At 68.0% G+C, this 24414-nt stretch carries 24 protein-coding genes and 1 tRNA gene; 14 read left to right on the forward strand and 11 right to left on the reverse strand.

Going from position 1 to position 24414, the window contains the following annotated elements:
* Window positions 1-345: 345 nt before the first annotated feature.
* Window positions 346-1125: an HAD family phosphatase gene (locus C8258_RS24565; protein WP_039775629.1), complete on the forward strand. Its 780-nt coding sequence runs from the start codon at window positions 346-348 to the stop codon at window positions 1123-1125.
* Between the two features lie 502 nt (window positions 1126-1627).
* Here C8258_RS24565 and C8258_RS24575 read toward each other — a convergent pair.
* Window positions 1628-2371 (reverse strand): oxidoreductase, encoded by a 744-nt coding sequence (locus C8258_RS24575; protein WP_106957280.1) that lies wholly within the window; start codon window positions 2369-2371, stop codon window positions 1628-1630.
* Between the two features lie 167 nt (window positions 2372-2538).
* On the opposite strand from C8258_RS24575, the gene acs reads away from it, so the two are divergent.
* From acs to C8258_RS24595, 4 genes are all read left to right on the forward strand, one after another.
* Window positions 2539-4527: an acetate--CoA ligase gene (gene acs, locus C8258_RS24580; protein WP_106957210.1), complete on the forward strand. Its 1989-nt coding sequence runs from the start codon at window positions 2539-2541 to the stop codon at window positions 4525-4527.
* Between the two features lie 210 nt (window positions 4528-4737).
* Window positions 4738-5949 (forward strand): Na+/H+ antiporter NhaA, encoded by a 1212-nt coding sequence (gene nhaA / locus C8258_RS24585; protein ID WP_106957281.1) that lies wholly within the window; start codon window positions 4738-4740, stop codon window positions 5947-5949.
* Window positions 5950-5988: 39 nt separating this feature from the next.
* Complete coding sequence (locus C8258_RS24590; RefSeq protein ID WP_036497381.1) at window positions 5989-6480, forward strand: phage holin family protein; 492 nt, start codon at window positions 5989-5991, stop codon at window positions 6478-6480.
* Window positions 6481-6501: 21 nt separating this feature from the next.
* Entirely contained in the window at window positions 6502-7473 is a 972-nt protein-coding gene (locus C8258_RS24595) for an alpha/beta fold hydrolase (RefSeq protein ID WP_106957211.1), read from the forward strand.
* 13 nt (window positions 7474-7486) lie between these two features.
* Here C8258_RS24595 and C8258_RS24600 read toward each other — a convergent pair whose 3' ends face one another.
* The 4 genes from C8258_RS24600 to nth all read right to left on the reverse strand — a co-directional run bounded on the left by C8258_RS24600 (window position 7487) and on the right by nth (window position 10928).
* Window positions 7487-8680: a MarP family serine protease gene (locus C8258_RS24600; RefSeq protein ID WP_106957212.1), complete on the reverse strand. Its 1194-nt coding sequence runs from the start codon at window positions 8678-8680 to the stop codon at window positions 7487-7489.
* The gene (locus C8258_RS24605; RefSeq protein ID WP_051024135.1) at window positions 8677-9426 is read right to left on the reverse strand and encodes a CoA pyrophosphatase; all 750 of its coding nucleotides are present in this window, start codon (window positions 9424-9426) and stop codon (window positions 8677-8679) included. The genes C8258_RS24600 and C8258_RS24605 overlap by 4 nt, the downstream gene beginning before the upstream one ends.
* Before the next feature lie 114 nt (window positions 9427-9540).
* Entirely contained in the window at window positions 9541-10194 is a 654-nt protein-coding gene (locus tag C8258_RS24610; protein WP_106957213.1) for a TlpA disulfide reductase family protein, read from the reverse strand.
* On the reverse strand, window positions 10191-10928 hold the full coding sequence (gene nth / locus C8258_RS24615; RefSeq protein WP_233225327.1) for an endonuclease III: 738 nt from the start codon (window positions 10926-10928) through the stop codon (window positions 10191-10193). The genes C8258_RS24610 and nth overlap by 4 nt, the downstream gene beginning before the upstream one ends.
* 232 nt (window positions 10929-11160) lie before the next feature.
* On the opposite strand from nth, the gene C8258_RS24620 reads away from it, so the two are divergent.
* Together C8258_RS24620 and C8258_RS24625 are read left to right on the forward strand one after the other, a co-directional pair.
* Window positions 11161-11400 carry a hypothetical protein gene (locus C8258_RS24620; protein ID WP_030516432.1) on the forward strand — a complete coding sequence of 80 codons (240 nt, stop codon included), beginning with the start codon at window positions 11161-11163 and terminating at the stop codon, window positions 11398-11400.
* A 268-nt stretch (window positions 11401-11668) separates the two neighbouring features.
* Window positions 11669-12343 carry a Crp/Fnr family transcriptional regulator gene (locus C8258_RS24625; RefSeq protein ID WP_019044571.1) on the forward strand — a complete coding sequence of 225 codons (675 nt, stop codon included), beginning with the start codon at window positions 11669-11671 and terminating at the stop codon, window positions 12341-12343.
* A gap of 30 nt (window positions 12344-12373) precedes the next feature.
* Here the strand turns inward: C8258_RS24625 and C8258_RS24630 are convergent, their stop codons facing one another.
* Genes C8258_RS24630 through C8258_RS24640 form a run of 3 tightly spaced genes read right to left on the reverse strand, consistent with a single transcriptional unit; the run spans window position 12374 to window position 13803 of the window.
* A complete protein-coding gene (locus tag C8258_RS24630) occupies window positions 12374-13165 on the reverse strand; it encodes an MBL fold metallo-hydrolase (protein ID WP_106957214.1) in 792 nt (263 codons plus the stop codon).
* Between the two features lie 9 nt (window positions 13166-13174).
* Window positions 13175-13642 carry a RidA family protein gene (locus C8258_RS24635; RefSeq protein ID WP_036497372.1) on the reverse strand — a complete coding sequence of 156 codons (468 nt, stop codon included), beginning with the start codon at window positions 13640-13642 and terminating at the stop codon, window positions 13175-13177.
* A complete protein-coding gene (locus tag C8258_RS24640; protein ID WP_085997207.1) occupies window positions 13639-13803 on the reverse strand; it encodes a DUF4177 domain-containing protein in 165 nt (54 codons plus the stop codon). The genes C8258_RS24635 and C8258_RS24640 overlap by 4 nt, the downstream gene beginning before the upstream one ends.
* A 164-nt stretch (window positions 13804-13967) precedes the next feature.
* Between C8258_RS24640 and C8258_RS24645 the strand changes: the two genes are divergently transcribed.
* Window positions 13968-15005 (forward strand): ArsA-related P-loop ATPase, encoded by a 1038-nt coding sequence (locus tag C8258_RS24645; protein ID WP_106957215.1) that lies wholly within the window; start codon window positions 13968-13970, stop codon window positions 15003-15005.
* A complete protein-coding gene (locus C8258_RS24650; RefSeq protein WP_106957216.1) occupies window positions 15005-16213 on the forward strand; it encodes an ArsA family ATPase in 1209 nt (402 codons plus the stop codon). The genes C8258_RS24645 and C8258_RS24650 overlap by 1 nt, the downstream gene beginning before the upstream one ends.
* Window positions 16214-16313: 100 nt before the next feature.
* On the opposite strand, the gene C8258_RS24655 is transcribed toward C8258_RS24650, so the two are convergent.
* Entirely contained in the window at window positions 16314-16637 is a 324-nt protein-coding gene (locus C8258_RS24655) for a WhiB family transcriptional regulator (RefSeq protein ID WP_030516437.1), read from the reverse strand.
* A gap of 281 nt (window positions 16638-16918) precedes the next feature.
* On the opposite strand from C8258_RS24655, the gene C8258_RS24660 reads away from it, so the two are divergent.
* Window positions 16919-19282, forward strand: a complete 2364-nt coding sequence (locus tag C8258_RS24660) for a transglycosylase domain-containing protein (protein ID WP_233225317.1) — start codon at window positions 16919-16921, stop codon at window positions 19280-19282.
* A 67-nt stretch (window positions 19283-19349) separates the two neighbouring features.
* Here the strand turns inward: C8258_RS24660 and C8258_RS24665 are convergent, their stop codons facing one another.
* On the reverse strand, window positions 19350-19814 hold the full coding sequence (locus C8258_RS24665; RefSeq protein ID WP_062994581.1) for a GatB/YqeY domain-containing protein: 465 nt from the start codon (window positions 19812-19814) through the stop codon (window positions 19350-19352).
* Between the two features lie 148 nt (window positions 19815-19962).
* On the opposite strand from C8258_RS24665, the gene C8258_RS24670 reads away from it, so the two are divergent.
* The 4 genes from C8258_RS24670 to C8258_RS24685 all read left to right on the forward strand — a co-directional run bounded on the left by C8258_RS24670 (window position 19963) and on the right by C8258_RS24685 (window position 23073).
* A complete protein-coding gene (locus C8258_RS24670; RefSeq protein WP_039775551.1) occupies window positions 19963-20949 on the forward strand; it encodes a metallophosphoesterase in 987 nt (328 codons plus the stop codon).
* Between the two features lie 570 nt (window positions 20950-21519).
* The gene (locus tag C8258_RS24675) at window positions 21520-22473 is read left to right on the forward strand and encodes a hypothetical protein (protein ID WP_146161323.1); all 954 of its coding nucleotides are present in this window, start codon (window positions 21520-21522) and stop codon (window positions 22471-22473) included.
* Between the two features lie 56 nt (window positions 22474-22529).
* Window positions 22530-22603 (forward strand) — tRNA-Pro (locus C8258_RS24680).
* A 179-nt stretch (window positions 22604-22782) separates the two neighbouring features.
* Window positions 22783-23073, forward strand: a complete 291-nt coding sequence (locus C8258_RS24685) for a hypothetical protein (protein WP_106957219.1) — start codon at window positions 22783-22785, stop codon at window positions 23071-23073.
* 43 nt (window positions 23074-23116) lie between these two features.
* Here the strand turns inward: C8258_RS24685 and C8258_RS24690 are convergent, their stop codons facing one another.
* On the reverse strand, window positions 23117-24385 hold the full coding sequence (locus C8258_RS24690; RefSeq protein ID WP_106957220.1) for a low temperature requirement protein A: 1269 nt from the start codon (window positions 24383-24385) through the stop codon (window positions 23117-23119).
* Window positions 24386-24414: the final 29 nt, after the last annotated feature.

A 24414-nucleotide genomic window follows, 5' to 3' on the forward strand; every position in this document is an offset into this window, starting at 1 on the left:
TGTGTATAAGAGACAGGGGTTCAGCCCCGGGGGGTCGGGCTGAACGCGCCTGGACCATGTCCAGGTGCCAGCAATACTACACCCAGAAACCGGCCGCAATGCAAGTCCATCGCATGACGAAGTTTCGCCCGGAGCGGGGCGGCTCCCAGGGCGTCGAGCGGGGCGTGTGGCCGGGCTGAACGCCGCGTCGGCGGGAAAGCTCCCTATTCTGGAGCGGTGACGGCCGAGGGCGACCAAACAGCTACGAACGATCGGGCCGCCGGGGATACCGGGCACCCGCGACACCGCAACGACGCAGCAGCGAACCGCGCGCACGAGACGAGGGATGCGCCGTCCGCACCCCGGATCGCCGCCTTCTTCGATCTGGACAAGACGGTCATCGCGAAGTCGAGTGCGTTCGTCTTCAGCCGGCCGTTCTTCGCCCAGGGACTGATCGATCGGCGCACCGTGCTGGAGTCCAGTTACGCGCACTTCCTGTTCCTGCTCTCCGGCGCCGACCACGACCAGATGGAGCGGATGCGCGAACACCTGACGAAGATGACGGCCGGCTGGGATGTGTCGCAGGTGCGCTCGATCGTCGCCGAAACACTGCACGAACTGGTGGATCCGCTGATCTATGCCGAGGCCTCGGATCTGATCGCCGACCACAAGATCCGCGGCCACGACGTCGTGATCGTCTCGGCGTCGGGCGAGGAGATCGTCGCCCCGATCGCCGCCGCGCTCGGCGCCACCCATACCGCGGCCACTCGCATGGTGGTCGAAAACGGTAAGTACACAGGCGAAGTCGAGTTCTACTGCTATGGCGAGGGCAAGGTCGAGGCGATCGAGAAACTGGCCGCGACCGAACGCTACGATCTCTCGCGCTGCTACGCCTACTCCGATTCGATCACCGATCTGCCGATGCTGTCGGCAGTCGGACATCCCACCGCGGTCAATCCCGACCGGAATCTGCGCCGCGAGGCGATGGCCCGGGAATGGCCGATCCTGACCTTCTCGAATCCGGTGTCACTGTGGTCGCGCATTCCCGCGCCGTCGACCACGACGGTGGCCGCCACGGCGGTGGTCGGGGTGAGCGCGGTACTGGCCGGCGCCCTCAGTTACCGGCTGCTGCGCCGGCGCCGCTGAGGGCGGCACTCCTGGCACATCGAGGCTGGTCAACGACGCGCAACCCATCGATGTAACCACGATTCGAGGGGCCACACGCCGATTATGAGTAATGTCCTCTCGACCCTTGATGTGAGGGGGCTCACAGAGTAACAATGGACGCACGGAGGGGCGGAAGGCCAAGATCGAAACGGAAGAGAAGGTTCGATCTCCCATCCGCACTTCCCAGCACGGACGCCAGGCACCCACGCGGAGCGCGCCGCGACAAGGGCAGAAGCGTTGTGGGCCTGCGAAATTCGAATTCACGTCGGCAATGGCCTCGCACAAGTTGCGGGGATGAACCGGCGGAGTTCGGATGATCGCCGAGGCCGCAGAACACAACCCGACAAGCACGCTTGGTAACCGGGTAGTCCGTGCTAGCGGGCGGTGAGGCCGACGACGGCTACGCCGCCCGCTTCGATGTGCGGACCCTTTTCGCCCTCGTTGTGATCAGCGCTCGTCCCGCCCCGTTCATCTCCTGCGCTCATCCCGCCGCGTCGGCGATCGATCGCGCCTCGCGGGCACCGTCCTCCAGCGCGCCGCAGCAGAACACCACCCAACCGCCCACACCCTCGGCCGTCCCCTCGGCGAAGCTCGCCGCGGCGTCGACGTAAGCCTGACGGCGCCGCAGCCAGAAGACCTCGGGCACGCCGAGGCTGTGCGGATCCAGGCCGCTCGCGACGGCCACCAGCCGGGACGCCGCCCGCGCCACGACGCCGTCGGCGGAACCGAAGGGGCGCAACGACATCAACTCGCCGTGCACCACCGCGGCCAGCACGGGGGCCGGCGCATTCGAGGTCAGCACGGTCTGAGCCAGCAGATCGAGCCGTTCGGCGACACCCGGTTCGGGTCGCGGGCGGCCGAGACCGATTTCGTCGTCGACCAGATCGGCCGCGGCGAGCAGATGCAGACGAGCCAGCGCCTGCAGCGGCGCCCGCTGCCACACACCGACCAGATTGCGCAGCGCGTCACCGTCGAGTGCCTGCCCGACCCGCAGCGCCCCCGCGAGAATCGGGTCGGCGACCCGGCCGTCGGCGGGCAGCTCGGTGGCCCCGCCGTCGATCGCCGCCGAGGACCGCGCCGCGCGGACCGCCGCCTCGGCCGCCGTCGTCGGCCAGCCCCGCCGGTTCGCCTTGTGCCGGTGGACTTCGGCGAGCGCGTCGCGGGCGCGGTCGGCCGCATCGCGGACACCGGGCAGCTCGACCAGGGGTTGCAGCACGTCGGTCACGACCCACACGCTAGCCGAGCGCATCACGGGGCCGACCGGGGTCCGCGTCCCGGGCCCACCGTTCGGGACCGGTACGCGGCGCAGGTCACAGTCCGTTAGGGTCACATCGTGGCCGCGGTCACGCTGCGGCCGACGCGTATCCGATGGACAGGCCCGATGGAGGCGAGATGACCGACACCACCGCTGAGCACCGAGACGTGTACCCGCCTACCGCCGAATTCGCCGCGGCAGCCAATGCCGATGCGTCCATCTACGAGCGGGCAATGGCGGATCGCGACGGTTTCTGGGCCGAGCAGGCGCAGCGGCTGCACTGGCATCAGCCGTGGGATCGGGTGCTGGACTGGGACGACGCGCCGTTCGCGCGCTGGTTCACCGGCGGCAAGCTCAACGTCGCCTACAACTGCGTGGACCGCCACGTCGCCGACGGCTACGGCGACCAGGTCGCCATCCACTGGGAGGGCGAGCCCGGCGATTCCCGCTCGATCACCTACGCCCAGCTGCAGGCCGAGGTCTCCCGGGCCGCCAACTACTTCACCGAACTCGGCCTGGTCGCCGGCGACCGGGTCGCGATCTACATGCCGATGGTCCCCGAGGCCATCGTCTCGATGCTGGCCTGCGCGCGGCTGGGCCTGACCCATTCGGTGGTCTTCGCCGGATTCTCCCCCAGCGCCCTGCGCCAGCGCGTCGACGACGCCGAGGCCCGCCTGGTGATCACCACCGACGGACAGTGGCGCCGCGGTAAGGCCGCGCCGCTGAAGGAAGCCGTCGACGAGGCGCTCTACGCCCACGGCGACGTGCCGCACAGCGTGGAACACGTGCTGGTGGTGCGCCGCACGAATATCGAGATCCCGTGGACCGAGGGCCGCGACCTGTGGTGGCACGAAACCGTCGCGCAGGCGAGTCCCGAGCACGAGGCCCAGCCGTTCGATGCCGAGCACCCGCTCTACATCCTCTACACCTCGGGCACCACCGGGAAGCCCAAGGGCATCCTGCACACCTCAGGCGGCTACCTGACCCAGGTCGCCTACACCCACCACTACGTGTTCGACCACAAACCCGGCGCCGACGTGTACTGGTGCACCGCCGACATCGGCTGGGTCACCGGGCACTCCTACATCGTCTACGGCCCGCTGGCCAACCGCGCCACCCAGGTCGTCTACGAGGGCACCCCCAACTTCCCCGACGAGCACCGCCACTGGCAGATCATCGAAAAGTACGGTGTCACAATCTATTACACCGCCCCCACGTTGATCCGCACCTTCATGAAGTGGGGCCGCGAGATCCCCGACGCCCACGACCTGTCCTCGCTGCGCGTGCTCGGCTCGGTCGGCGAACCGATCAACCCCGAAGCGTGGCGCTGGTACCGCGAAGTCATCGGCGCGGGCAGCGCACCCATCGTCGACACCTGGTGGCAGACCGAAACCGGCGCCATCATGATCTCCCCGCTGCCCGGCATCACCCCCGCCAAACCCGGCGCCGCCATGGCCCCGCTGCCCGGCATCACCGCGAAAGTCGTCGACGAGGAAGGCAATCCGGTCGAAATCAATCGAACCGAAGCCGAATCATCGGACCGCTCCGCAAGCTCCGCGGTCGTCGGATACCTCGTCCTCGACCAGCCCTGGCCGTCGATGCTGCGCGGCATCTGGGGCGACGACGAACGCTACAAGGCCACCTACTGGGAACGCTTCGCCGCCCAGGGCTGGTACTTCGCCGGCGACGGCGCCAAGATCGACGCCGACGGCGCCCTGTGGGTCCTCGGCCGCGTCGACGACGTCATGAACGTCTCCGGCCACCGCATCTCCACCGCCGAAGTCGAATCCGCGCTCGTCGGACACCACAGCGTCGCCGAGGCCGCGGTCGTCGGCGCCAGCGACACCACCACCGGACAGGGCATCGTCGCCTTCGTCATCCTCACCGGCGGCTCGAACAACTCCGGACAACAGCTGGTGGACGAGCTCAAGGCCGAGGTCTCTCGCGAGATCAGCCCCATCGCACGCCCCCGCGAGATCCACATCGTGCCCGAACTGCCCAAGACCCGCTCCGGCAAGATCATGCGGCGCCTGCTGCGCGACGTCGCCGAGGGCCGCGAACTCGGCGACACCTCCACCCTGGTCGACCCCAACGTGTTCGAAGCCATCCGCGCCTCCAACGCCTGATCGACCGCGCTTGTCGAGCCCACGTCCGGTGCCGCACCGGGCGTGGGCTCGACCGTTCGCGCCGGTGGAACCCGAAGGCGGCGGTGAAAGGCCATATCGGAACCGGTAAAATTTCGTCGAGGAGTGCCGGGAAGTCTGGTCGGCGTGTGGTTGGTGACCCCGTTGCGGGAGTGCCCGCCGCAGTCGCCGTCCGCTCCCGAAAGGATCTCCGTGATCGTCGCGCTGCGCTCCGAGCTCGCTCGTTATCTTCGCACCGAAACCGTCGGCGGCGCTTTGCTGCTCGTCGCCGCGGCGGTGGCGCTGCTGTGGGCCAATTCTCCGTGGCGCGACAGCTATTTCGCGATGGTGGACACGCCCCTCGCGATCCCGCCGCTGCATCTGGACCTCACTCTGGGCGATTGGACCAAGGACGGTCTGCTCGCGGTGTTCTTCTTCGTCGCCGGGCTCGAGCTCAAACGCGAACTCGTCGTCGGTGAGCTGGCCGATCGCAAACGGGCCACGCTCCCGGTGGTGGCAGCGGTGGGCGGCGTGATCACCCCCGCGGTGATCGCCTTCACCATCGGCTGGGGTGTGCCGGGGATGGATCGCGGCTGGGCGATTCCGGTGGCGACCGATATCGCCTTCGCGCTGGCCGTCCTGGCCATGACCGGCTCGCGAATTCCGGCCGGGGCGAGGGTGTTTCTGCTCAGCCTGGCCGTGGTCGACGATCTGATGGCGATCGTCTTGATCGCGGTGCTGTTCACGACCACGGTGGCCGTCGGCTGGCTGGCCGGTGCGGCCGCCTGCTTCGCGGGCTGGGCGGTGGCGCAACGGCTGCGTATTCGTACCCCGCTGGTGTATGTGCCGCTGGCGCTGCTGTCGTGGTTCGCCCTGCACGAGGCCGGGATTCATCCCACGCTGGCGGGGGTGATCTGCGGGCTGCTGACCCGGGTCCGCCCGGATCCGGAGGAGGACGAGGCGCCCGCGGCCCGGCTCGAGCATCTGTTCCAGCCGATCTCCGCGGGCGTGTGCGTCCCGCTGTTCGCACTGTTCGCCTCCGGAGTTCCGTTGTCCACCAAGGTTTTCGGCGAGATGTTCACCTCCCGGCTGTCGCTGGCGATCATCGCCGGACTGCTGATCGGCAAAACCGTGGGCATCTTCGGCTCGAGCTGGCTGGCGATCCGGTTCGGAATCGCCAGGCGGCCCGCCGGTCTCGGCAATCGGGATATGTCGGCCCTGTCGGTACTGGGCGGGATCGGTTTCACCGTTAGCCTCTTGGTGGCAGAACTCGCGTTGCCCGACCGGGCCGCGACCGAACTGGCGAAAGCCGCCGTGTTGATGACGTCCTTGGCGGCCTCTCTGCTCGGTTCGGCGCTACTGTTGCGGCGTGGGCGGGCGCATCAGGCGCGGCGAGACGCGAGTGCGGCCACCGAATACGAGTGAAGGCCGGACAGCACCGGGACATGGAGAAGGGTCGAGCAATTGAGCTTCACAAACGGCGGTAACGACGCGGGCCGAAACCGGACCATCACCTCGATTCCGCTGTCCGAGGTCGATACCACCGCGAATGCCAGCGTCGGGGATCTGGTGCGCGACGCCGCCGAGCAGATGTCGACGCTGGTCCGCGCCGAGGTGGAGCTGGCCAAGGCCGAGGTGACCGGCGAGATCAAGAAGGGCCTGCAGGGCAGCGTCTTCTTCATCGGCGCGCTGACGGTGCTGCTGTTCTCGTCGTTCTTCTTTTTCTTCTTCCTCGCCGAGCTGCTGGATGTGTGGCTGTACCGGTGGGCGGCGTTCCTGATCGTCTTCGTGCTGATGATCGTCGTGGTGGCGGTGCTGGGGCTGCTCGGCTACCGGAAGGTCCGCAAACTGCGCGCGCCGGAGAAGACGATCGAATCGCTCAAGGAAACCCGGACGGTGCTGCCGCACGGCTTCGGCTCACACGCCGACGGCCCGGCCGGCAAGCCGACGGCATAGTCCGGCGATTACGCTTTCGGCGTGTCGTCGAATCCGCTTCCCGATCCGTCCAGCGTCCGCTTCGACGGCCCGTGGACGCATCGCGACGTGCACGCCAACGGCATCCGCTTCCATATCGCCGAGGGCGGCGCCGACGACGCGGTGGGCGATCCCGCGCGGCCGCTGGTCGTCCTGCTGCACGGCTTCGGCGATTTCTGGTGGTCGTGGCGGCATCAGCTGACCGGCCTCACCCAGGCCGGCTATCGCGCGGTCGCGGTTGATCTGCGCGGCTACGGCGATTCCGACAAGCCTCCGCGCGGCTACGACGGCTGGACGCTGGCCGGTGATATCGCCGGCCTGGTGCGGGCGCTCGGGCATACCGACGCCACCCTGGTCGGCCATGCCGAGGGCGGGCTGGTGTGCTGGGCGACCGCGGTGCTGCATCCGCGGGTGGTGCGGTCGATCGCGCTGATCGCGTCACCGCATCCGGTGGCGTTGAAGCGGGCCGTGCTGCGCGATCGTCGCCAGCGCGCGGCCTATCTGCCGAATTTCCTGCGGTATCAGCTGCCGCGGTACGGCGAGCGCCGGCTGACCCGCCAGGACGGATTCGAAATCGAACGTCTCGTGCGCGAGCGGGTCGCGCCGCGGTGGGCGGGCACCACGGAGTTCGTCGACACCGCCCAGCGCATGCGCTCGGCGATCCGGATACCCGGCGCGGCACACTGTGCCCTGGAGTATCAGCGCTGGGCCTTCCGCAGTCAGTGGCGTCCGGACGGCCGCCGCTTCCTGGCGGCGATGCGCGAACCCGTCCGCGTGCCGACGCTGATCCTGCGCGGCGACGCCGACCACTACATGCTCGAATCCACCGTGCGCGGTGCCGGCAAACTCGCGCCCGGCCGCCGCGTGGTCACGATTCCGTCGGCGGGGCACTTCGCCCACCAGGAGAATCCGGACGCCGTCACGACGGAACTGTCGAAACTGCTGGGCGACCCGGCCACCGCGCAATACGCCTGACGCGAGCGGATCCTCAGCTCAGGACGCAGTCACCGGTGCCGACGGGCGCGGTCGAATTCGACGCGGCCTCCAGATCGGATTCGACCTCCTTCAAGGTGAGGACATAGCCGGTGTCATCGTCGGTGACCGCCGCGCCGAAGACCACGCCCAGCACCTCACCGTCGGCGTCGACCAGCGGGCCACCGGAATTGCCGGCGCGGACCCGGCCGCGCACGGTGTAGACCTGCCGTTCGACGGTGTTGCTCTTGTAGATGTCGGGACCGGTCAGCTCGAGCGTCTCGCGGACCCGGGCCGCGCTGGCGGTGTAGGGTCCACCGCCGGGATAGCCGAGGACGATCGAACTCTGACCGGACTTTCCGGGCGACGGCGCGAGCGGGATCACCGGCGCGTTGAGTCCGGGAACGGCCAGGATGGCGACGTCCTTGGACGGGTCGAACAGCACGACCGTCGCGTCCAGGCGACCGCGCGCGGTGTCGACCTGCACGGTGGAGGTGCCCGCGACCACGTGCGCATTGGTCATGATGCGCTCGGGCGCCACGACGAATCCGGAACCCTCCAGCGCGCGCTGGCAACTCGGCGCGACACCGTTCACCCGCAACACGCTGTGCTGAAGATTCAGCGCGACGGGCGTGTCGAGAACGCTCGGGTCCGGCGGCTCGACCGCGGCGATCGGCGCGCGACCGAATGGGCCGATCACCTCCGGCAGGCCCGAGGTGTTGAGCAGTTTGGAGAATTCGTTCGGTACCCGGCGCAGCCAATTCGGCGCGACCCCGTTCACGTCTGCGAGCACCCGGGAGCCGTTGACCGCGGCAGCGATACCCGGCTGCGATGACGATGCCAGCGGCAACGCCAGCAGCCAGGCGGTGACCATCACGGCCACACACTGCAGCGCCGCACCCACCACGCTGTCGATACTGCGGGTGAACGGATGCCGCATACCGCTACGCGCCGCGCGGCCGAGCACCATGCCGGCCACCTCGCCGACGATCACCAGCGCGACGATGAGCACGACGCCCACCAGGACGCGCTGACGGCCCTCGCTGATGTGCTGCAGGATGTGCGGCGCGATCAGGATGCCGGCCACCGCGCCGAGCACCACACCGAGAAATCCGAGCGCCGAGGCCACCGCACCCTGTCTCCACCCCGAGGTGGCGGCCAGCAGCGCGATGATGACGACCGCGAGGTCGAGCCACCCGGAACTACTCATAACGTCATCCCCACTGCCGCGAGCGAAGCCTGCAGATCACGCACGTCGTGGTGATCCCAGTCCCGCTCCCATCCCGATACCGCAAGCAGACCGGCGAGCACACCGGCGGTGAAACCCCAGACGAGCATGCCATCGACCGCGAAGGCCGGCCCCATGTACCCCAGGGGATGGCGAACGACGAACCGGTTCGCCGGGTCGATCAGATCCGCCAGCGGCACCCGCACCACGCGGGCGGCTTCGGTTTCGCTGACCACCCCCACCTCACCGGGCGTGCGCCAATACGCGACCACGGGCGTGACGTCGAACCGGGACGGTGGGACGAAGATCTTGGGCAGGACGGCGAACGGTTCGACGCCCACGGGGTCCAGGCCGGTCTCCTCGCGCGCCTCGCGCAGTGCGGTGCCGACCGGACCGTCGTCACCCGGCTCCACGCCTCCGCCGGGGAACGCGACCTGCCCGCGATGTTGCCGCAGGGTGGCCGCACGCTGAGTCAGCAATACGTCCGCGTCGGCGGGCAGGCCGCCACGAGCTCCCGGATCGGCGTCCGGCGAACCACCGAACAACACGAGTACCGCGGCCTCCCGGGGTCGCAACGCGGCCGATACCAGCTTGCCCGCGGTGCGATTGAGCACCTGATTCACACCCGTCGGATCGGCCGGTTCGTGTTCGGCGACTCCGCGCAGCCAGTCCGGGATATCGGTGGCGAGCAGGTGCGGCCGGTGTTCTGCTGTCGAATTGTCGTTCATCTCGGATCTATCGGGCACGGACGAGGTCCTCCACGGTTGTGCGCACTGCCTCCGCGTCCGGTCCGTACCGGTCGTACCGGATCAATCCCTCGCCTGTCCTCGCGTCCTGCCCGTTCACACCCGCACCCCCAATTCCTGCGCGACCGTGGCGGCGACGTCGTCGGCGGTATCGAACGGCCGGACCACCACCTTCGCGACCGAACCGTCGGGGCGGACCAGGACCGAGACCGGCAGGACCGCCGGCGCCCGCACCGCCGTCCGCACCTTTCCGGCGCCGTCCTGCGTACCCGGCAGATGCACGTCGAGGTCGCGCAACCGGGCCATCGCCTTGCCCTCGTCGGGATCGCTGTGCACGGTCAGCACGGTCAGCGCGCTACCGGCGCGGGCCGAGAACTGCTGCAGCGCGGGCAGTTCCCGCGCGCACGGCTCACACCAGTAGGCCCACAGATTCACCAGCGCCGGACGGCCGGCCAACGCCTCGCCGAGGTCGACCGGACGCCCGTCGGCCAGACATTCGAGAGTGATCCCGGCCAGCGGACCGGTGGCAGGCGTCGGTGGCCGTCCCGTCGGATCACCCGGCCGCGGGCAATCGGCCAGTGCGGCCGCGGCACGCTGCCCGTCGGACACCGAAGCCGGCCCGCCCTGGACCGCGGTGGTGGTGACGGACGGGCCGCGGTCGTCGCCGCGCGGCCAGACCGCGACCGCGAGCGCCACCACCGCTATGAGAATGACGAACGCCCATCGCCACGCGGTCGGAACCGATTTCACCGGCCCACCAATTCGAGCAGATGCTCGGCCTCGGGTCCCTTCACCAGTGCGGCGGCCGTCACGGGGTCGGTCGGGCCGATTCCGAACGAGGGGCAATCCTTGGCGAGCAGGCAGGCGCCGCACGCCGGTTTACGGGAATGGCAGACGCGGCGGCCGTGGAAGATCACCCGATGCGAGAGCATCGTCCATTCCTTGCGCTCGATCAGTTCGCCGACGGCGTGTTCGATCTTGACCGGATCGTCCTCCGTGGTCCATTTCCATCGCTGCACCAGCCGCGAGAAATGGGTATCGACAGTGATTCCCGGCACATCGAAGGCATTGCCGAGGATGACATTGGCGGTCTTGCGCCCGATGCCCGGCAATTTCACCAATTCGGACATCGTGTGCGGCAGCACGCCGTCGTGCTGTTCCACCAACGCCTGTCCCAGCCCGATCAGCGAACTCGTCTTGTTGCGGTAGAAGCCGGTGGGCCGGATGTATTCCTCGAGTTCCGTGCGGTCGGCCGCGGCATAGGCCTCGGCGTCGCGGTACCGGGCGAACAATGCCGGGGTCGTCTGATTCACCCGGACGTCGGTGCATTGCGCGGAAAGGATTGTGGCAACGGCCAATTCGAGCGGGGTGGTGAAATCCAGTTCGCAGTGCGCGTCGGGAAATGCCAGCGCCAGTGTGCGATTCATCCGCCGGGCGCGGCGTACCAGACCCAGCCGGGTTTCGTCGGCGAATCGGGCGGCCAGTTTCGAGTTCGCACTCGCGGATTTCTGCGGAGATTTTTTTCGAGCCACTGAACTCGATTCGGTCGATGTGACCGACGCCGCATCGGTGGCCGTCGCGGCCGTCTCGTGCCCGTTCACGGCGGTGGATCTGGGTTCACGCACTCGTCCACCATACGGAACCGCACCGACGTGAGCGCGATCGCGAACAATCCCCGTGTTCCATCTGAGACCTTCTCCGTGTTTACTCACCCGTATGCAAGGACTCGCTGTGGTGCTCTTCCCGGTGGTGTTGATGCTTTTCGCACTGTTCATGGAACGTGTCGAAAACCGCCTGCGCAAGCTGCTCGAACCGGGTGAAGAGGTCCAGCAATATCTGGACAGGGCAAGCAATGCCGAGGTCAACGAGCTGGCCAAGTTGGGCGTGCCCGCACACGCCGGCTCCGGCGGCCGCCGCCGTAATCGCGACGAATTGGACGTCGCCCAGGCCAGCTGACCCGATTCCGCCGCCCGGCGAGACCGCCGCCCCGACCCGCGAACACCCGAGCCCGGGAACTTTCCGCGACGCCGCGCCCGTTCACAAACCGCACGTTACGTGGTGTCTGTCACTACGCTGCGTGGATGGCAAGTAGACTGCACTGTCGGCCGAACGCTTCGGTCCAGCACTGTGGCGAGCGACGCCGAGCCAGGCGGCAGCCTGCGTACCACGTAGGGACCCGCTGACGCCGCAGTAAGCACCGTCAATTCCCATAAGGAGCACATTCGTGGACGAGGCCCTCGCCAGAGCAGGCATCTTCCAAGGCGTCGAGCCCACCGCGGTGGCTGCTCTCGCCAAACAGCTTCAGCCTGTGGATTTTCCACGTGGCCATGTCATTTTCAACGAGGGCGAGCCCGGCGATCGGCTGTACATCATCACGTCGGGCAAGGTGAAGATCGGCCGCCGTTCCCCGGACGGACGCGAGAACCTGCTGACCATCATGGGCCCGTCGGACATGTTCGGCGAGCTGTCGATCTTCGACCCGGGCCCGCGTACGTCGACGGCCACCACGGTGACCGAGGTGCGTGCGGTGACCATGGATCGCGATGCGCTCAAGGCGTGGATCGACCAGCGGCCGGAGATCGCCGAACAGTTGCTGCGGGTGCTCGCCCGTCGCCTGCGGCGTACCAACAACAACCTGGCCGACCTGATCTTCACCGATGTCCCGGGTCGAGTCGCCAAGGCGCTGCTGCAGCTCGCGCAGCGGTTCGGCACTCAGGAGGCCGGTGCCCTGCGGGTCACCCACGACCTCACTCAGGAAGAGATCGCCCAGCTGGTCGGCGCCTCGCGCGAGACGGTGAACAAGGCCCTGGCCGATTTCGCCCACCGCGGGTGGCTGCGGCTCGAGGGTAAGAGCGTGCTGATCTCCGATTCGGAGCGGCTGGCTCGCCGGGCGCGGTAGGGATTCCCACCGCGCTCCGGCGCATCCGGCTCAGTTCCGGCCGCGCAGATAGGCGAGCTGGGCCTTGACCGAGCTGCGCGCGGCCGGCCACAGCCGTTTGTCCACATCGGCATAGACCTTCGACACGATCTGCAGCGGTGTCGCGTTCTCACCCAGTTCGCGCAAGGCCGCCCGCACCTGGTCCAGGCGCTGATGCCGATGCTCGATGTAGTAACCGATCACCGGCTCGGCCTGCGGGTGGTCGGGGCCGTGCGCCGGGAGCAGCGCACGGCCGGGGGCGTGCCGGGCGAGCAGCGCGAGCGAGTCGAGATAGTCGCCGAGTGCGCCGTCCCGCGATTCCAGCACCGTCGTGCCGCTGCCGAGCACGGTATCGCCGGTGATCAGCGCGTCGTCGAGCAGCAAGCTGACCGAATCCTGGGTGTGCCCCGGGGTGCCCAGCACCGTCAGGCGCAGCCCGGCCGCCTCGACCACCTCGCCGTCGGTGAGCGGCGCCGAGGAGCCGGACAGATATTTCGGATCCATCGCCCGTACCGGCGTTCCGGTCAGCTTCACCAGCCGATCGATGCCGCCCGTGTGGTCGTGATGGTGATGGGTGATCAGCGTCAGCGCGATATTGCCGTCGGTGGCGCGGGCGATCGCCTCGCTGTGCGCCTTGTCCTTGGGCCCCGGATCGATCACCACACAGTCGGATCGATCCGGCGCCCGCAGAATCCAGGTGTTCGTACCCTCCAGGGTCATCTGGTTCGGATTGTCGGCCAACAACACCGAAGCGGTCCCGGTGACCGGCCGCAGTTGTCCGTACGCGGGATGAGTGAGGGTCATCTCCCTTGCCTACCGCACTTCGGCGATCAGCTCCACCTCAACCGGAGTGTTCTTGGGCAACTCGAAAACGCCGACCGCAGACCGGGCGTGCACTCCCGCGGCGCCGAAGACCTCGCCCAGTAGCTCGGACGCGCCGTTGATCACCAGCGGCTGATCGGTGAAACCCGGCGCCGAGGCGACGAATCCCACCACCTTCACGATTCGCACGACCGCGTCCAGACCGACCAGATCGTGGACCGCGGCCAGCGCGTTCAACGCGCACAGCCCGGCCGCACGCGCGGCGTCCTCGACGCTCACGTCGGCGCCCACCTTGCCGGTCGCCGACAGCGCGCCGTCGACGAACGGCAGCTGGCCGGCGGTGTAGACCAGCGAACCGCTGCGCACGGCCGGAATGTAGGCGCCCGCCGGAGCCGCGACCGGCGGCAGGGCGAGACCCAGCCGTTCGAGGTTGGCCCGCCAGTCGGTGCCGGCCGTCACTGCTTGGGCCGCTTCAGATAGGCCACGTGCTGCTCACCGGTCGGCCCCGGCAGCACCGTGACCAGTTCCCAGCCGTCGGCGCCCCACTGATCCAGAATCTGTTTGGTCGCATGCGTCAACAGCGGCACCGTCGCGTATTCCCAGACCGTCACATCGCTCATGTCGCAGAAGCGTACTGGGTGAACCGACGGTGAATTGTGCGGCCGAGCGACTCCTCGCGAAGCGATCAGCACATTTCCGGCTCGCACGGAAGTGCGCTGTGTCCTACCAGACAGTAGGGCGATCCTCTGGTCGCTGTTTCGTAACGGGTTATAGGCTCGCGAGCGTGGGAGTACCGACAGCAGTACCCGTTTCGCAAGAGCCGGGACTGAAATTAGGGTGGCCGGACCGAGCCGACAAAGCGCGGCTGCATTACGTGTCCGGCAAGGGCGGGACCGGAAAATCTACGGTCGCAGGCGCTTTGGCGCTCGCATTGGCCGCCGGCGGGCGCCGGGTGCTGCTGGTCGAGGTGGAGGGCCGCCAGTCGATTGCCCAATTGTTCGATCTGCCGCCGCTGCCGCCCACCGAAACCAAGATCGCCACCGCCGACGGTGGCGGCGAGGTGATGGCGCTGGCCCTCGATATCGAACACGCCTTCCTGGAATATCTCGACATGTTCTACAACCTCGGCTTCGCGGGCCGGGCGATGCGCCGGATGGGCGCCATCGAATTCGTCACGACCATCGCTCCGGGTCTGCGCGACGTGATACTGACCGGCAAGATCAAGGAATGCGCGGTCCGCACCGACAAATCCGGTAAGCGCGTCTACGACGAGATCGTGGTCGACGCCCCGCCGACCGGTCGCATCGCCGGATTCCTCGACGTCACCAAGGCCATGGCCGAGGTCGCCAAGGGCGGGCCGATCGCCGGGCAGGCCGAGGGCGTGGCGGCGCTGCTGCATTCCGAGCAGACCGTCGTCCACCTGGTGACCCTGCTCGAGGCGCTGCCGGTGCAGGAGACCGCGGACGCGATCGCCGAGTTGACCGAATCGGATTTTCGGATCGGCACGGTCATCGTCAATCGCGCCACCGAGGGCTTTCTCCCCGCCCCGGTGCGTGCCCGCGTCGCGACCGGTGACCTCGATCTGGACGCCGTCCGCGCGGGGCTGGCCGATGCCGGAATCACGGTGGACGACAAGGACTTCCAGGGCCTGATCCAGGAAGCCGTGGAACATTCGGCCACCCTGCAGGCCCAGGACGACAGCTCCGCCGAACTGGGGAAGGTGGATATCAGCCGCCTGTATCTGCCGGCGTTGCCCGACGGTATGGACCTGGGCGGACTGTACGAACTGGCCGAACATCTGAGCGCGCAGGGAGTCCGCTGATGAGCCATCCGAGCCCGCTGATCCCGCCGGCGACTCCGCTGCTGGATGTCGGGGCCGTCATCGCCGACCCGACCGCCCGGGTCGTGGTGTGCTGCGGCTCCGGCGGGGTCGGCAAGACCACCACCGCCGCGGCGATCGCCCTGCGCGCGGCCGAACAGGGCCGCAAGGTCGTGGTGCTGACCATCGACCCGGCGCGGCGGCTGGCCCAGTCCCTGGGCGTCAGCGACCTCGGCAACGCTCCCCAGCGCGTCCAATTGCCCGAGACGGCCAAGGGTGAGCTGTACGCGATGATGCTCAACATGCGCCGCACCTTCGACGACATGGTGCTCGAGCACACCAGTCCGGACAAGGCCGAGCAGATCTTCGCCAACCCCTTCTATCAGACCGTCGCCTCCTCCTTCGGCGGAACGCAGGAGTACATGGCGATGGAGAAGCTGGGCCAGCTGGTCGCCAAGCGCGAGTGGGATCTGGTCGTCGTCGACACCCCGCCCTCGCGCAATGCCCTGGACTTCCTCGACGCGCCCAAGCGGCTCGGCAATTTCCTCAACGGCCGGATGATCCGCGTCATCATGGCGCCCGGCCGCGGCGTGGGCCGCCTCGTCACCGGCGCGATGAGCCTCGCCGTGCGCGGGGTGTCCACGGTCGTGGGCGGGCAGATGCTCAAGGACGCGTCGCTGTTCCTGCAGTCGCTGGAGTCGATGTTCGGCGGCTTCCAGGACCGCGCCGAACGCACCTACGCCATGCTCTCGCGGCCCGGAACCCATTTCGTGGTGGTCGCCGCGGCCGAGCCGGACGCGCTGCGCGAGGCGTCGTTCTTCGTGGATCGGCTCTCCACCGACGGAATGCCGCTGGCCGGGCTGGTGCTCAATCGCACCCATCCGGTGCTGTGCACCCTCTCGTCGGCTCAGGCGACCGCCGCCGCGGACCGGCTGAGCCCCGGCCCGGGCAGCGCCTCCGACGGCACCGTGAAGGAGGCCGTGGCCGCCGCGGACGCCGCCACCGATCCCGCGACGCTGACCGCCGACATCCTGCGCATCCACGCCCATCGCGCGGTCACCGCCAAACGCGAACAGCATCTGCTACACCGCTTCACCGGCGCCCATCCGCGGGTGCCGATCGTGACGGTGACCGCGCTGCCGTTCGAAGTGTCCGATCTGGACGCGTTGCGTGCGGTCGGCGAACAGCTCGCCGGATCCGACGCGGCCTGAATTCTCCAAATTCGATGACGTGCGGCCCCGATTCCGCACGTCACCGGGCGAAAAACGATCCGAGCCCGCACACGCGGACTCGGACCGTACGACTACTCGACTACATCGCGACCTTCTGCTGACGCTGGGCGCGGAAGAAGTCCGCCCAGGAGGTCACCTCGGGATGCTGCTTGAGCAGCGCACGCCGCTGCCGCTCGGTCATCCCACCCCACACACCGAATTCCACTCGATTGTCGAGAGCGTCGGCACCGCACTCCATGAGCACCGGGCAGTGCCGACAGATGGTGGCCGCCTTGCGCTGGGCGGCACCACGCACGAACAACTGGTCGGGATCCACTTCCTTGCATCGGGCCTGGGACACCCAGGCGATTCTCGCTTCGGCCTGCTCCACGTCCAATCGAGCGATGGGGGTAGTCATGTGCATTTGGTGTGCCCCTTTGCAGTCCGAACACCGGGTCAACGGCGCTCCGGAATCGCGTGCAGCCCACAGCAACCCAACCCCGCTGCGCTCCGCACCACATTCCACTTTGAGTGTTAGCTCTATCACACTGGGTTCTCAATCTAGGTAAAGGTATGGGCCCAGCGCAAGACCGTGCCCGTAATTTCTGGTACGCCCGTCCCTGCGGAGGCCGCGCGACCAGGTGTCATGGCGCGCCGCCGACCGCGCACCGCGCGTGTGACGGCGGGCCAATTAGGCTGGGGCGCGTGCCGATCTCACATACGCTCGCGAGGCTCGCCGGCGCCTGCGTCCTAGCGGCCGTACTCGTCGCTGGATTGCTGTTCCCGCTCGCCGGCGGCTTCGGGTACATGTCGAACCGCGCAGCCGATGCCGTGGACAACGTTTCCTCGGAATTGGTGGCGGGCACCGCGCCGGCGGTGTCGACGATGGTCGATGCGACCGGAGCCCCCATCGCGTGGCTGTACGAACAGAGACGTTTCGAGGTTCCCAGCGACAAGATCGCCAACGATATGAAGTTGGCGATCGTCTCCATCGAGGACAAACGCTTCGCCGAACACGGCGGCGTCGACTGGCAGGGCACGCTGCGCGCATTCCTGACCAACACCTCGAGCGGTGAAGTCCAGCAGGGCGCCTCGACCATCGACCAGCAGTACGTGAAGAACTTCCAGCTGCTGGTGGTCGCGAAAACCGACGCCGAACGCCGTGCCGCCATCGAAACCACGCCGGCCCGTAAACTGCGCGAAATCCGAATGGCGCTGACCTTGGAGAAAGAACTCACCAAGGACGAGATCCTCACCCGCTATCTGAATCTCGTACCGTTCGGCAACGGCTCCTACGGCATTCAGGACGCCGCGCAGACCTATTTCGGCGTCGACGCCAAGGATTTGAAGGTCGCGCAGGCCGCCATGCTCGCCGGTATGGTCCAGTCCAGCTCCAAACTCAACCCGTACACCAACCCCAAGGGCGTGCTGGAGCGGCGTAATACCGTGCTGGACACCCTGATCCAGAACATTCCGAGCCGGGCCGACGAATTCCGGGCCGCGAAGGAACAGCCGCTGGGTGTGCTGCCGGAGCCCAAGGGCCTGCCGCGCGGATGCATCGCCGCAGGTGACCGGGGTTATTTCTGTGATTACGCGCTGCAGTATCTGGCCAATGCCGGTATCAGCAAGGATCAGATGGACAAGGGCGGATATCTGATCCGCACCACCTTGGATCCGGCGGTGCAGAATTCGGTCAAGGCCGCCGTCACGGCGAACACCGATCCGAATCTGGAGAATATCGCCGAGGTCATGAGCATCATCGCTCCCGGCCAGGACTCCCACCACATCCTGGCGATGACCTCGAGCCGTACCTACGGACTGGATCAGGGCGCACATCAAACCGTCCAACCGCAGCCGTATTCGATGGTCGGTGACGGTGCCGGATCGATTTTCAAGATCTTCACCACGGCCGCCGCGATGGAGAAGGGCCTGGGCACCAGCGCTCAGTTGGACGTGCCCTCGTTCTTCGCCGCGAAGGGTATGGGTAACGGTGGCGCCCCGGGCTGTCCGCCCGCCACTTATTGCGTGAAGAACGTCGGCAATTACAGATCACCGGAGTCGGTGACCGAGGCGTTGGCGCAGTCGCCGAATACCGCGTTCGTCAAGCTCATTCAGGATGTCGGCGTGACACCGACGGTCGATATGGCGGTACGGCTCGGGATGCGCTCCTACACCGAAGCGGGCACCTCCGGTCACGGCAATCAGAGCCTGGCGGACATGATCAAACAGCAGAATCTGGGCTCGTTCACGCTGGGCCCGGTCGCGATCAATCCGCTGGAATTGTCCAATGTCGCCGCGACGCTGGCCTCCGGCGGAAAGTGGTGCCCGCCCTCCCCGATCGCCGAGGTGATCGACCGCGACGGTAAGCAGGTTCCGCTCACCCAGCAGGCGTGTGAACAGGTCGTCGAGCCCGGGTTGGCGAATACGCTGGCCAATGCGCTGAGCCAGGACGCCGTGGGCGGTACCGCGGCCGGTTCGGCGCATGCGGTGGGCTGGAACGCCCCGGTCTCGGCGAAGACCGGAACCACCGAAACCCACCGGTCCTCGGCATTCCTCGGCTTCACCAATGCGATGGCCGGCGCCGCCTACATCTACGGCGACTCCCCGACGCCCGGCGAGATCTGCTCGTTCCCGCTGCGTACCTGCGGTGACGGCAATCTCTACGGCGGTAACGAACCGGCCCGCAGCTGGTTCGGCGGTATCAAGCCGGTACTCGACAAGTTCCCGCCGCCCGCATTGCCGCCGCTGGACGACAAGTACGTGCGCGGCTCGAACAACGCGCAGATTCCGGATGTGAACGGAATGTCGGAGTCCGAGGCCCGATCGGTGCTCATCGGCGCCGGCTTCCAGGTGTCGACGGTCACCACGCCCGGGTCGGCGGCGAAGGGCACGGTCACCGCTACGACGCCGAACGGCTCGGCCATTCCCGGATCGGTGATCACGGTGCTCGTCAGCGACGGCACCCAGCGGGAGATTCCGCGCCCCGGACCGGCGCCCGCGCCGCCGATGCTGCCGGGTCTGCCGCCGATACCGAGGCTGCCACCGATTCCGATTCCGATCCCCCGGTAGCGATACGCGAGAGGCCGGCGAATGTGCGACACATTCGCCGGCCTCCTGCTTTGTCCGGGCAGCCGCCCTACAACCGGGCTTTGACCGCGGCGGAGATCCGCGAACCATCGGCCCGGCCGGCGGCCAGCGCCGTCGCGACCTTCATGACCTGGCCCATCTGCTTCATGCCCGGGCGCTCGCCGAGCTGCTCGGCCACATCGGCGATGGCGGTGTCGGCGATGTCGGCGACCTCGGCTTCGGTGAGCGGGGTCGGCAGATATTCGTCGATGATCTCCTGCTCGGCGCGCTCGTTGGCGGCCAGCTCGCCGCGACCGTTCTGTTCGTAGACGACGGCCGCCTCATTGCGCTTCTTGGCCTCCTTGCCGAGGACCGCGATCACCTCGGCATCGGAGAGCTCCTTCGCCTCGGTACCGGCGACCTCGGCGTTCTGCACGGCTGCCAGCAGCATGCGCAGCGTGCTGAGGCGCAACGTGTCCTTGGCCTTCATCGCCGCGGTCAGATCGGCGCGCAACTTCGATTTGAGTTCCGACATGCGCCACACGCTAGCCGTTGCCGGCGGACCCTCCCACCGCATTTCCGCGTGTCGAGCCGGGTGGACGGGCACGTCGGCGCCCCACAAACCGGATGCCTGTGCGGAATCACACTCGGTATTCGTCACAGTGGTCGCCTATTCTGGGCTGATGCCCGTATTCTCGTCCCCCGCACTTCGACGAGCAGCGCTGGGCTCCGGAGCTAAGGTCGCCGCCGCGGCCGCCGGTACCGCAGTGGCCGGAATCGGCTATGCCTCGCTGATCGAACGCAATGCCTTCGTCCTGCGCGAGGCCACGATGCCGGTGCTGCAGCCGGGCTCGTCGAGCCTGCGTGTGCTGCACATCAGCGACCTGCACATGACACCCGGCCAGAAACTCAAACAAGCCTGGGTTCGCGAACTCGCCGCCCTGGAACCGGACCTGATCGTCAACACCGGCGACAATCTCGCGCATCCGAAGGCTGTGCCCGCAGTGGTGCAGTCGCTGACGGCGTTGCTCTCCCGTCCGGGCATCTTCGTGTTCGGCAGTAACGACTACTTCGCGCCCGTGCCGAAGAACCCGCTCAAGTACTTCGACAAGAATCACAAGCGCGTGCACGGCGATCCGCTGCCCTGGCAGGATCTGCGCGCGGCGTTCACCGAACGCGGCTGGCTGGATCTGACGCATGTGCGGCGCGATCTCGAGGTCGCCGGAATCAAGATCTCCACGGCCGGCGTCGACGACCCGCATCTGGCTCGCGATCGCTACGACACGGTCGCCGGCTCGCCGAACCCCCTGGCCGATCTGAGCATCGGACTCACCCATTCGCCCGAACCGCGGGTGCTCGATCGGTTCGCCGGTGACGGGTACGACCTGGTGCTGGCCGGTCACACCCACGGCGGGCAGCTGTGCCTGCCGGGTTTCGGCGCGCTGGTCACCAACTGCGGTATCGATCGGTCCCGGGTGAAGGGGCCGTCGCGCTGGGGTGCGCACACGCGGCTGCACGTCTCCGCGGGTCTGGGCACCTCGCCGTGGGCGCCGTACCGCTTCTGCTGCCGCCCCGAGGCGACCCTGCTGACGCTGGTGGCCGCCCCGCCGAAAGGCCCCATCGCCGACAGTGGCCATGGCGTCTCGGAATCGGAGGCCGTGGCGCGCTAGGGTGGCGTGCCGAGGCACGACATCAGGCAGGGGTACACGGTGAACAGTGGGTTCGAGCGGAACGACGACCCGACCGCGCGACGAGAACCCACTCCCGACTCGAACGAGACCCCGCCGACACTGGCGATCCGGCGGGTTCCGGGCGCGAATTTCCCTGTGTCACAAGGATCTCCGTGGGCTCGGCCGGGGTCGATCCCTACCGCTCCCGGCGGCGCGTCCGAACCCGCACGATCCGGCTCTCCGGCCGAGCCTGCGAAGCCCACGCCGCCGGACGCGGGCCGGTCGCCCGGATCGCTGTTCGGCGGGAACGACACTGCCGGAGGACAATCCGCTCCGCCCCATCCGTGGTCGCCACAGGGCGGTGCGAGCGGAGACGCCTCTCGCGGCCCGAACGCATCGCCGCACGGCTTCGGGACCCCGGGTGCGCCCGGCGGGTCGCACAACCCGAATCCCTTCGGCGGGCAGTGGAATTCCGGTGCGCCGGGCGCACCGTCCGGGCCGGGCGGATCCGATGCGCCCACCACCGCCTTCGGGGCCCAACCCGGGACGCCGCAGTGGCCGGGCAGCGCGATGCCGGGCGCGAATACTCCTTCCCAGCAACAATTCTCGGCACCGTCCGGTAACGGTCGCCCCGAGCCCGACTGGCAATTGGGGTTCGGATCACACCCCGCGCCGCAGCAGGCGTCCTGGGGACCGCCGACGGCCCAGCATCCGCACACCGCGCTGCTGCAGGTCCCCGAGCAGCAGCCCCGGCGGCGAAAAGCTCTGCTGCTCAGCGGAATCGGGTTACTGGTCGTCGTGGCGATCGGCGCGACGGTGGCGGTTGTCGCGAGCCGGCATTCCGACTCGCCGGCCGCCCCGCGTGCCGGCAAGCCGTCCATGGTCAGTGCGCTCAGTAGCGAAAACCAGCCTCCCCCACCGCCGTCGCGGCCGCAGCAGACCGCGCCGCAGCAGTCTGCGCCGAAACCGCAGCCCGGCGCCGCGCCCCCGCCGATGCTTCCGGGCTATCAGGTCGTCCAGATCCTGGATCGCGGTGCGGCCTACGACGCCCCCGCGGAGTGGAAGGTCGATCCGATCGGTACCGCCGCCTGGGGTTCGGGAGCGAATCCGCTGGAAATCGCCGGCTTGGCGCAGGACGGCAAGAACTACTGCCCGAACTACACCCGGACCAAAGCCTTCCTCACCATGTCTCCGCAGGCGGACCCGGCCGCGGCCGCCGCCGATATCGGGGCCCGGATGGCCAAGTTCGGCTGGTCGAACGCCACCGTCGCCGCCCCGGCCCCCGCCCAGCCGATGGTTTCGCTGGACGGGCAGCTGCACGGCGCCTTCGTGGAGACCACCGGCAGCGCGCCCCCGCCGGCCCCCGGCTGCGCCACGACCTTCGCGGTCTACACCTTCGCCTTCCCCAGCGAGAACGGGAACTTCGTCATGACCGTCGCCGCCGACACCGGCGTCGACAAGTCCGTGGACAAGGAAACCGCCAAGCGCATCCTCTCCACCATCCGCCCCCTGCCTGCCCGCTGACCAGCGGATTTAATGATCCGCTCCCCCCTGCTGTAAGCTACGACAGGCTCAACTCACGGGGTGTGGCGCAGCTTGGTAGCGCGCTTCGTTCGGGACGAAGAGGTCGCAGGTTCAAATCCTGTCACCCCGACTCGTGTGTGGAGACACGGCAGAGGCCCTGACCAATCCACTGGTCAGGGCCTCTTGCTTTGCCGGATGCGTATCGCGGTGCCGGGTTCGGGAGACTTCACCGTCCACAGCCCGATCCTCTGGGCGAGCTCCCTTCCCATTTCCGGGACCACCGGAAAACCTTGTGCTACAACTTTGTTCGTGGCGGCACTCATCGGCTTGGTGGTGATCCTGGGGATCATCATTCTCATCGCGGGAGCGATTCTGTTGATCGTCAGTCTGGCGAAAGCGCCGGGGCGGCGGCAAGCAGCTTCCGCCCCGGAGGCGTCGCAGCACCAAGACCTGCCGATGTGGACTCCGCCGCAGAATCAAGACGTCCCGTTGTGGAGCCCCCCGCAGAACCAGGACGTGCCGCTGTGGAGCCCTCCGCAGCAGCATTCCACGCAGCAACCGCCGGCTCAGACGCCGTACTGGTCGTCCGGACCGCGGTAGACACGGGCTCGGTCACGTGTCTGTCCGGCATCCGAGACCGCGCTCACTCCAGATTCGCCAGCATCTCGCGCTGGTGCCGGTAGCCGATGGTTTCGTAGCCGACCACGGTGATGAACGGGGAGATCATCACGACCAGCAGGCAGACGGAGATCGAGACGCCGAGCGCGGCCAGGATCATCGCGAGTGCCAGCACCACGGCCGTGAGGGTCAGCAGCAGGATGTGGAACGGGTCGGGCGCCGACAGCAGCAGCGTGTGCAGTAGATAGACCATCAGCAGGTAGACGCCGACCGGCAGCGCCAGGGCCAGGACCACCGCGACCGGGCCGATATGGGAGTGGTGCTCGAGTGACAGGCCCGCGACGTGTAGGCCCGCGCCGGCGCCGGCGATGCCCATGTAGAGCGGGATATGGCCGTATCCGAACAGGTAGCCGCGGTTGCGGCGGTGCACGAGGATCTCGCCGAACGGGGTGGTGAAGTACACCCACCACATGCCGAAGGTCAGGCCCACGCCGGCGACCACGATCGCGATCGCGTCGGCACTCCAGTTCGCACCCTCGCTGCCGCCGAGCAGCCCGCCCGAGGAGGCGACCGTGCCGACCACGCCCTCACCGAGCGCGATGATGGCGAACAGGCTGTAGCGTTCGGCGACGTGGTGCGGATGCCACGGGGTGCCGCTCGCGCGGCCCTGGGTCAGCACCGGTACGAGCAGCTCCAGCACGCCGAGCAGCATGCATCCCACACCGGCCACGAGCAGCGGCATGGGGACGAATGCGATGATCACCCAACCGATTTGGGCGATGATCGTCCAGCGGATACTTCCGTAGCCGACGTGCCGGAAGGAGGGCGACTCCCGCCCGGCGCGCCACCACTGCAGCACCATCGCGATGCGCATCACGATGTAGCCGACGACCATCACCCGCACGTCGAGGTGATCGCCCACGTCGACCGAATGGAACATCGCGGGCAGGCCGAGGGCGAAGACCACGACGCCGATCATCACCACCATGGTGAGCACGCGGTACAGCCAGTCGTCGGTGTCGAACGCCGAGGCGAACCAGCTGAAATTGATCCAGGCGTTGACGATCGCGAACATCGCCAGCACGAAGGCGACCACCGCCTTGCCCGCATGCCCGTCGGCCACCATCTCGGCGAAATACGACGCCGAGGTGCCGACCGCGACCACGAAGGTCAGATCGAACAGCAGCTCCAGCGGTGAGGACACGCGTCCGGGTTCGTCGGGATCGCGGCCGGTCATCGGGATGCGGCGGTGCGCCGGTCCGCGGGCGCCGCCGGTGGTCACGGAGTCGCTCATGGGCACCGATGATGCCGTACCGGCGGGTC

The sequence above is a fragment of the Nocardia sp. MDA0666 genome (genome assembly GCF_003023875.1).
In the GTDB taxonomy this organism is placed as follows: domain Bacteria; phylum Actinomycetota; class Actinomycetes; order Mycobacteriales; family Mycobacteriaceae; genus Nocardia; species Nocardia aobensis.

Bases quoted from the DNA above. Each gene is read 5' to 3' on its own strand.
- acs (WP_106957210.1), top strand. From the start codon at position 2,539: ATGACCGACACCACCGCTGAGCACCGAGACGTGTACCCGCCTACCGCC.
- C8258_RS24600 (WP_106957212.1), bottom strand. From the start codon at position 8,680: ATGAGTAGTTCCGGGTGGCTCGACCTCGCGGTCGTCATCATCGCGCTG.
- C8258_RS24605 (WP_051024135.1), bottom strand. From the start codon at position 9,426: ATGAACGACAATTCGACAGCAGAACACCGGCCGCACCTGCTCGCCACC.
- C8258_RS24620 (WP_030516432.1), top strand. From the start codon at position 11,161: ATGCAAGGACTCGCTGTGGTGCTCTTCCCGGTGGTGTTGATGCTTTTC.
- C8258_RS24630 (WP_106957214.1), bottom strand. From the start codon at position 13,165: ATGACCCTCACTCATCCCGCGTACGGACAACTGCGGCCGGTCACCGGG.
- C8258_RS24640 (WP_085997207.1), bottom strand. From the start codon at position 13,803: ATGAGCGATGTGACGGTCTGGGAATACGCGACGGTGCCGCTGTTGACG.
- C8258_RS24650 (WP_106957216.1), top strand. From the start codon at position 15,005: ATGAGCCATCCGAGCCCGCTGATCCCGCCGGCGACTCCGCTGCTGGAT.
- C8258_RS24655 (WP_030516437.1), bottom strand. From the start codon at position 16,637: ATGCACATGACTACCCCCATCGCTCGATTGGACGTGGAGCAGGCCGAA.
- C8258_RS24665 (WP_062994581.1), bottom strand. From the start codon at position 19,814: ATGTCGGAACTCAAATCGAAGTTGCGCGCCGATCTGACCGCGGCGATG.
- C8258_RS24670 (WP_039775551.1), top strand. From the start codon at position 19,963: ATGCCCGTATTCTCGTCCCCCGCACTTCGACGAGCAGCGCTGGGCTCC.
- C8258_RS24675 (WP_146161323.1), top strand. From the start codon at position 21,520: ATGCCGGGCGCGAATACTCCTTCCCAGCAACAATTCTCGGCACCGTCC.
- C8258_RS24690 (WP_106957220.1), bottom strand. From the start codon at position 24,385: ATGAGCGACTCCGTGACCACCGGCGGCGCCCGCGGACCGGCGCACCGC.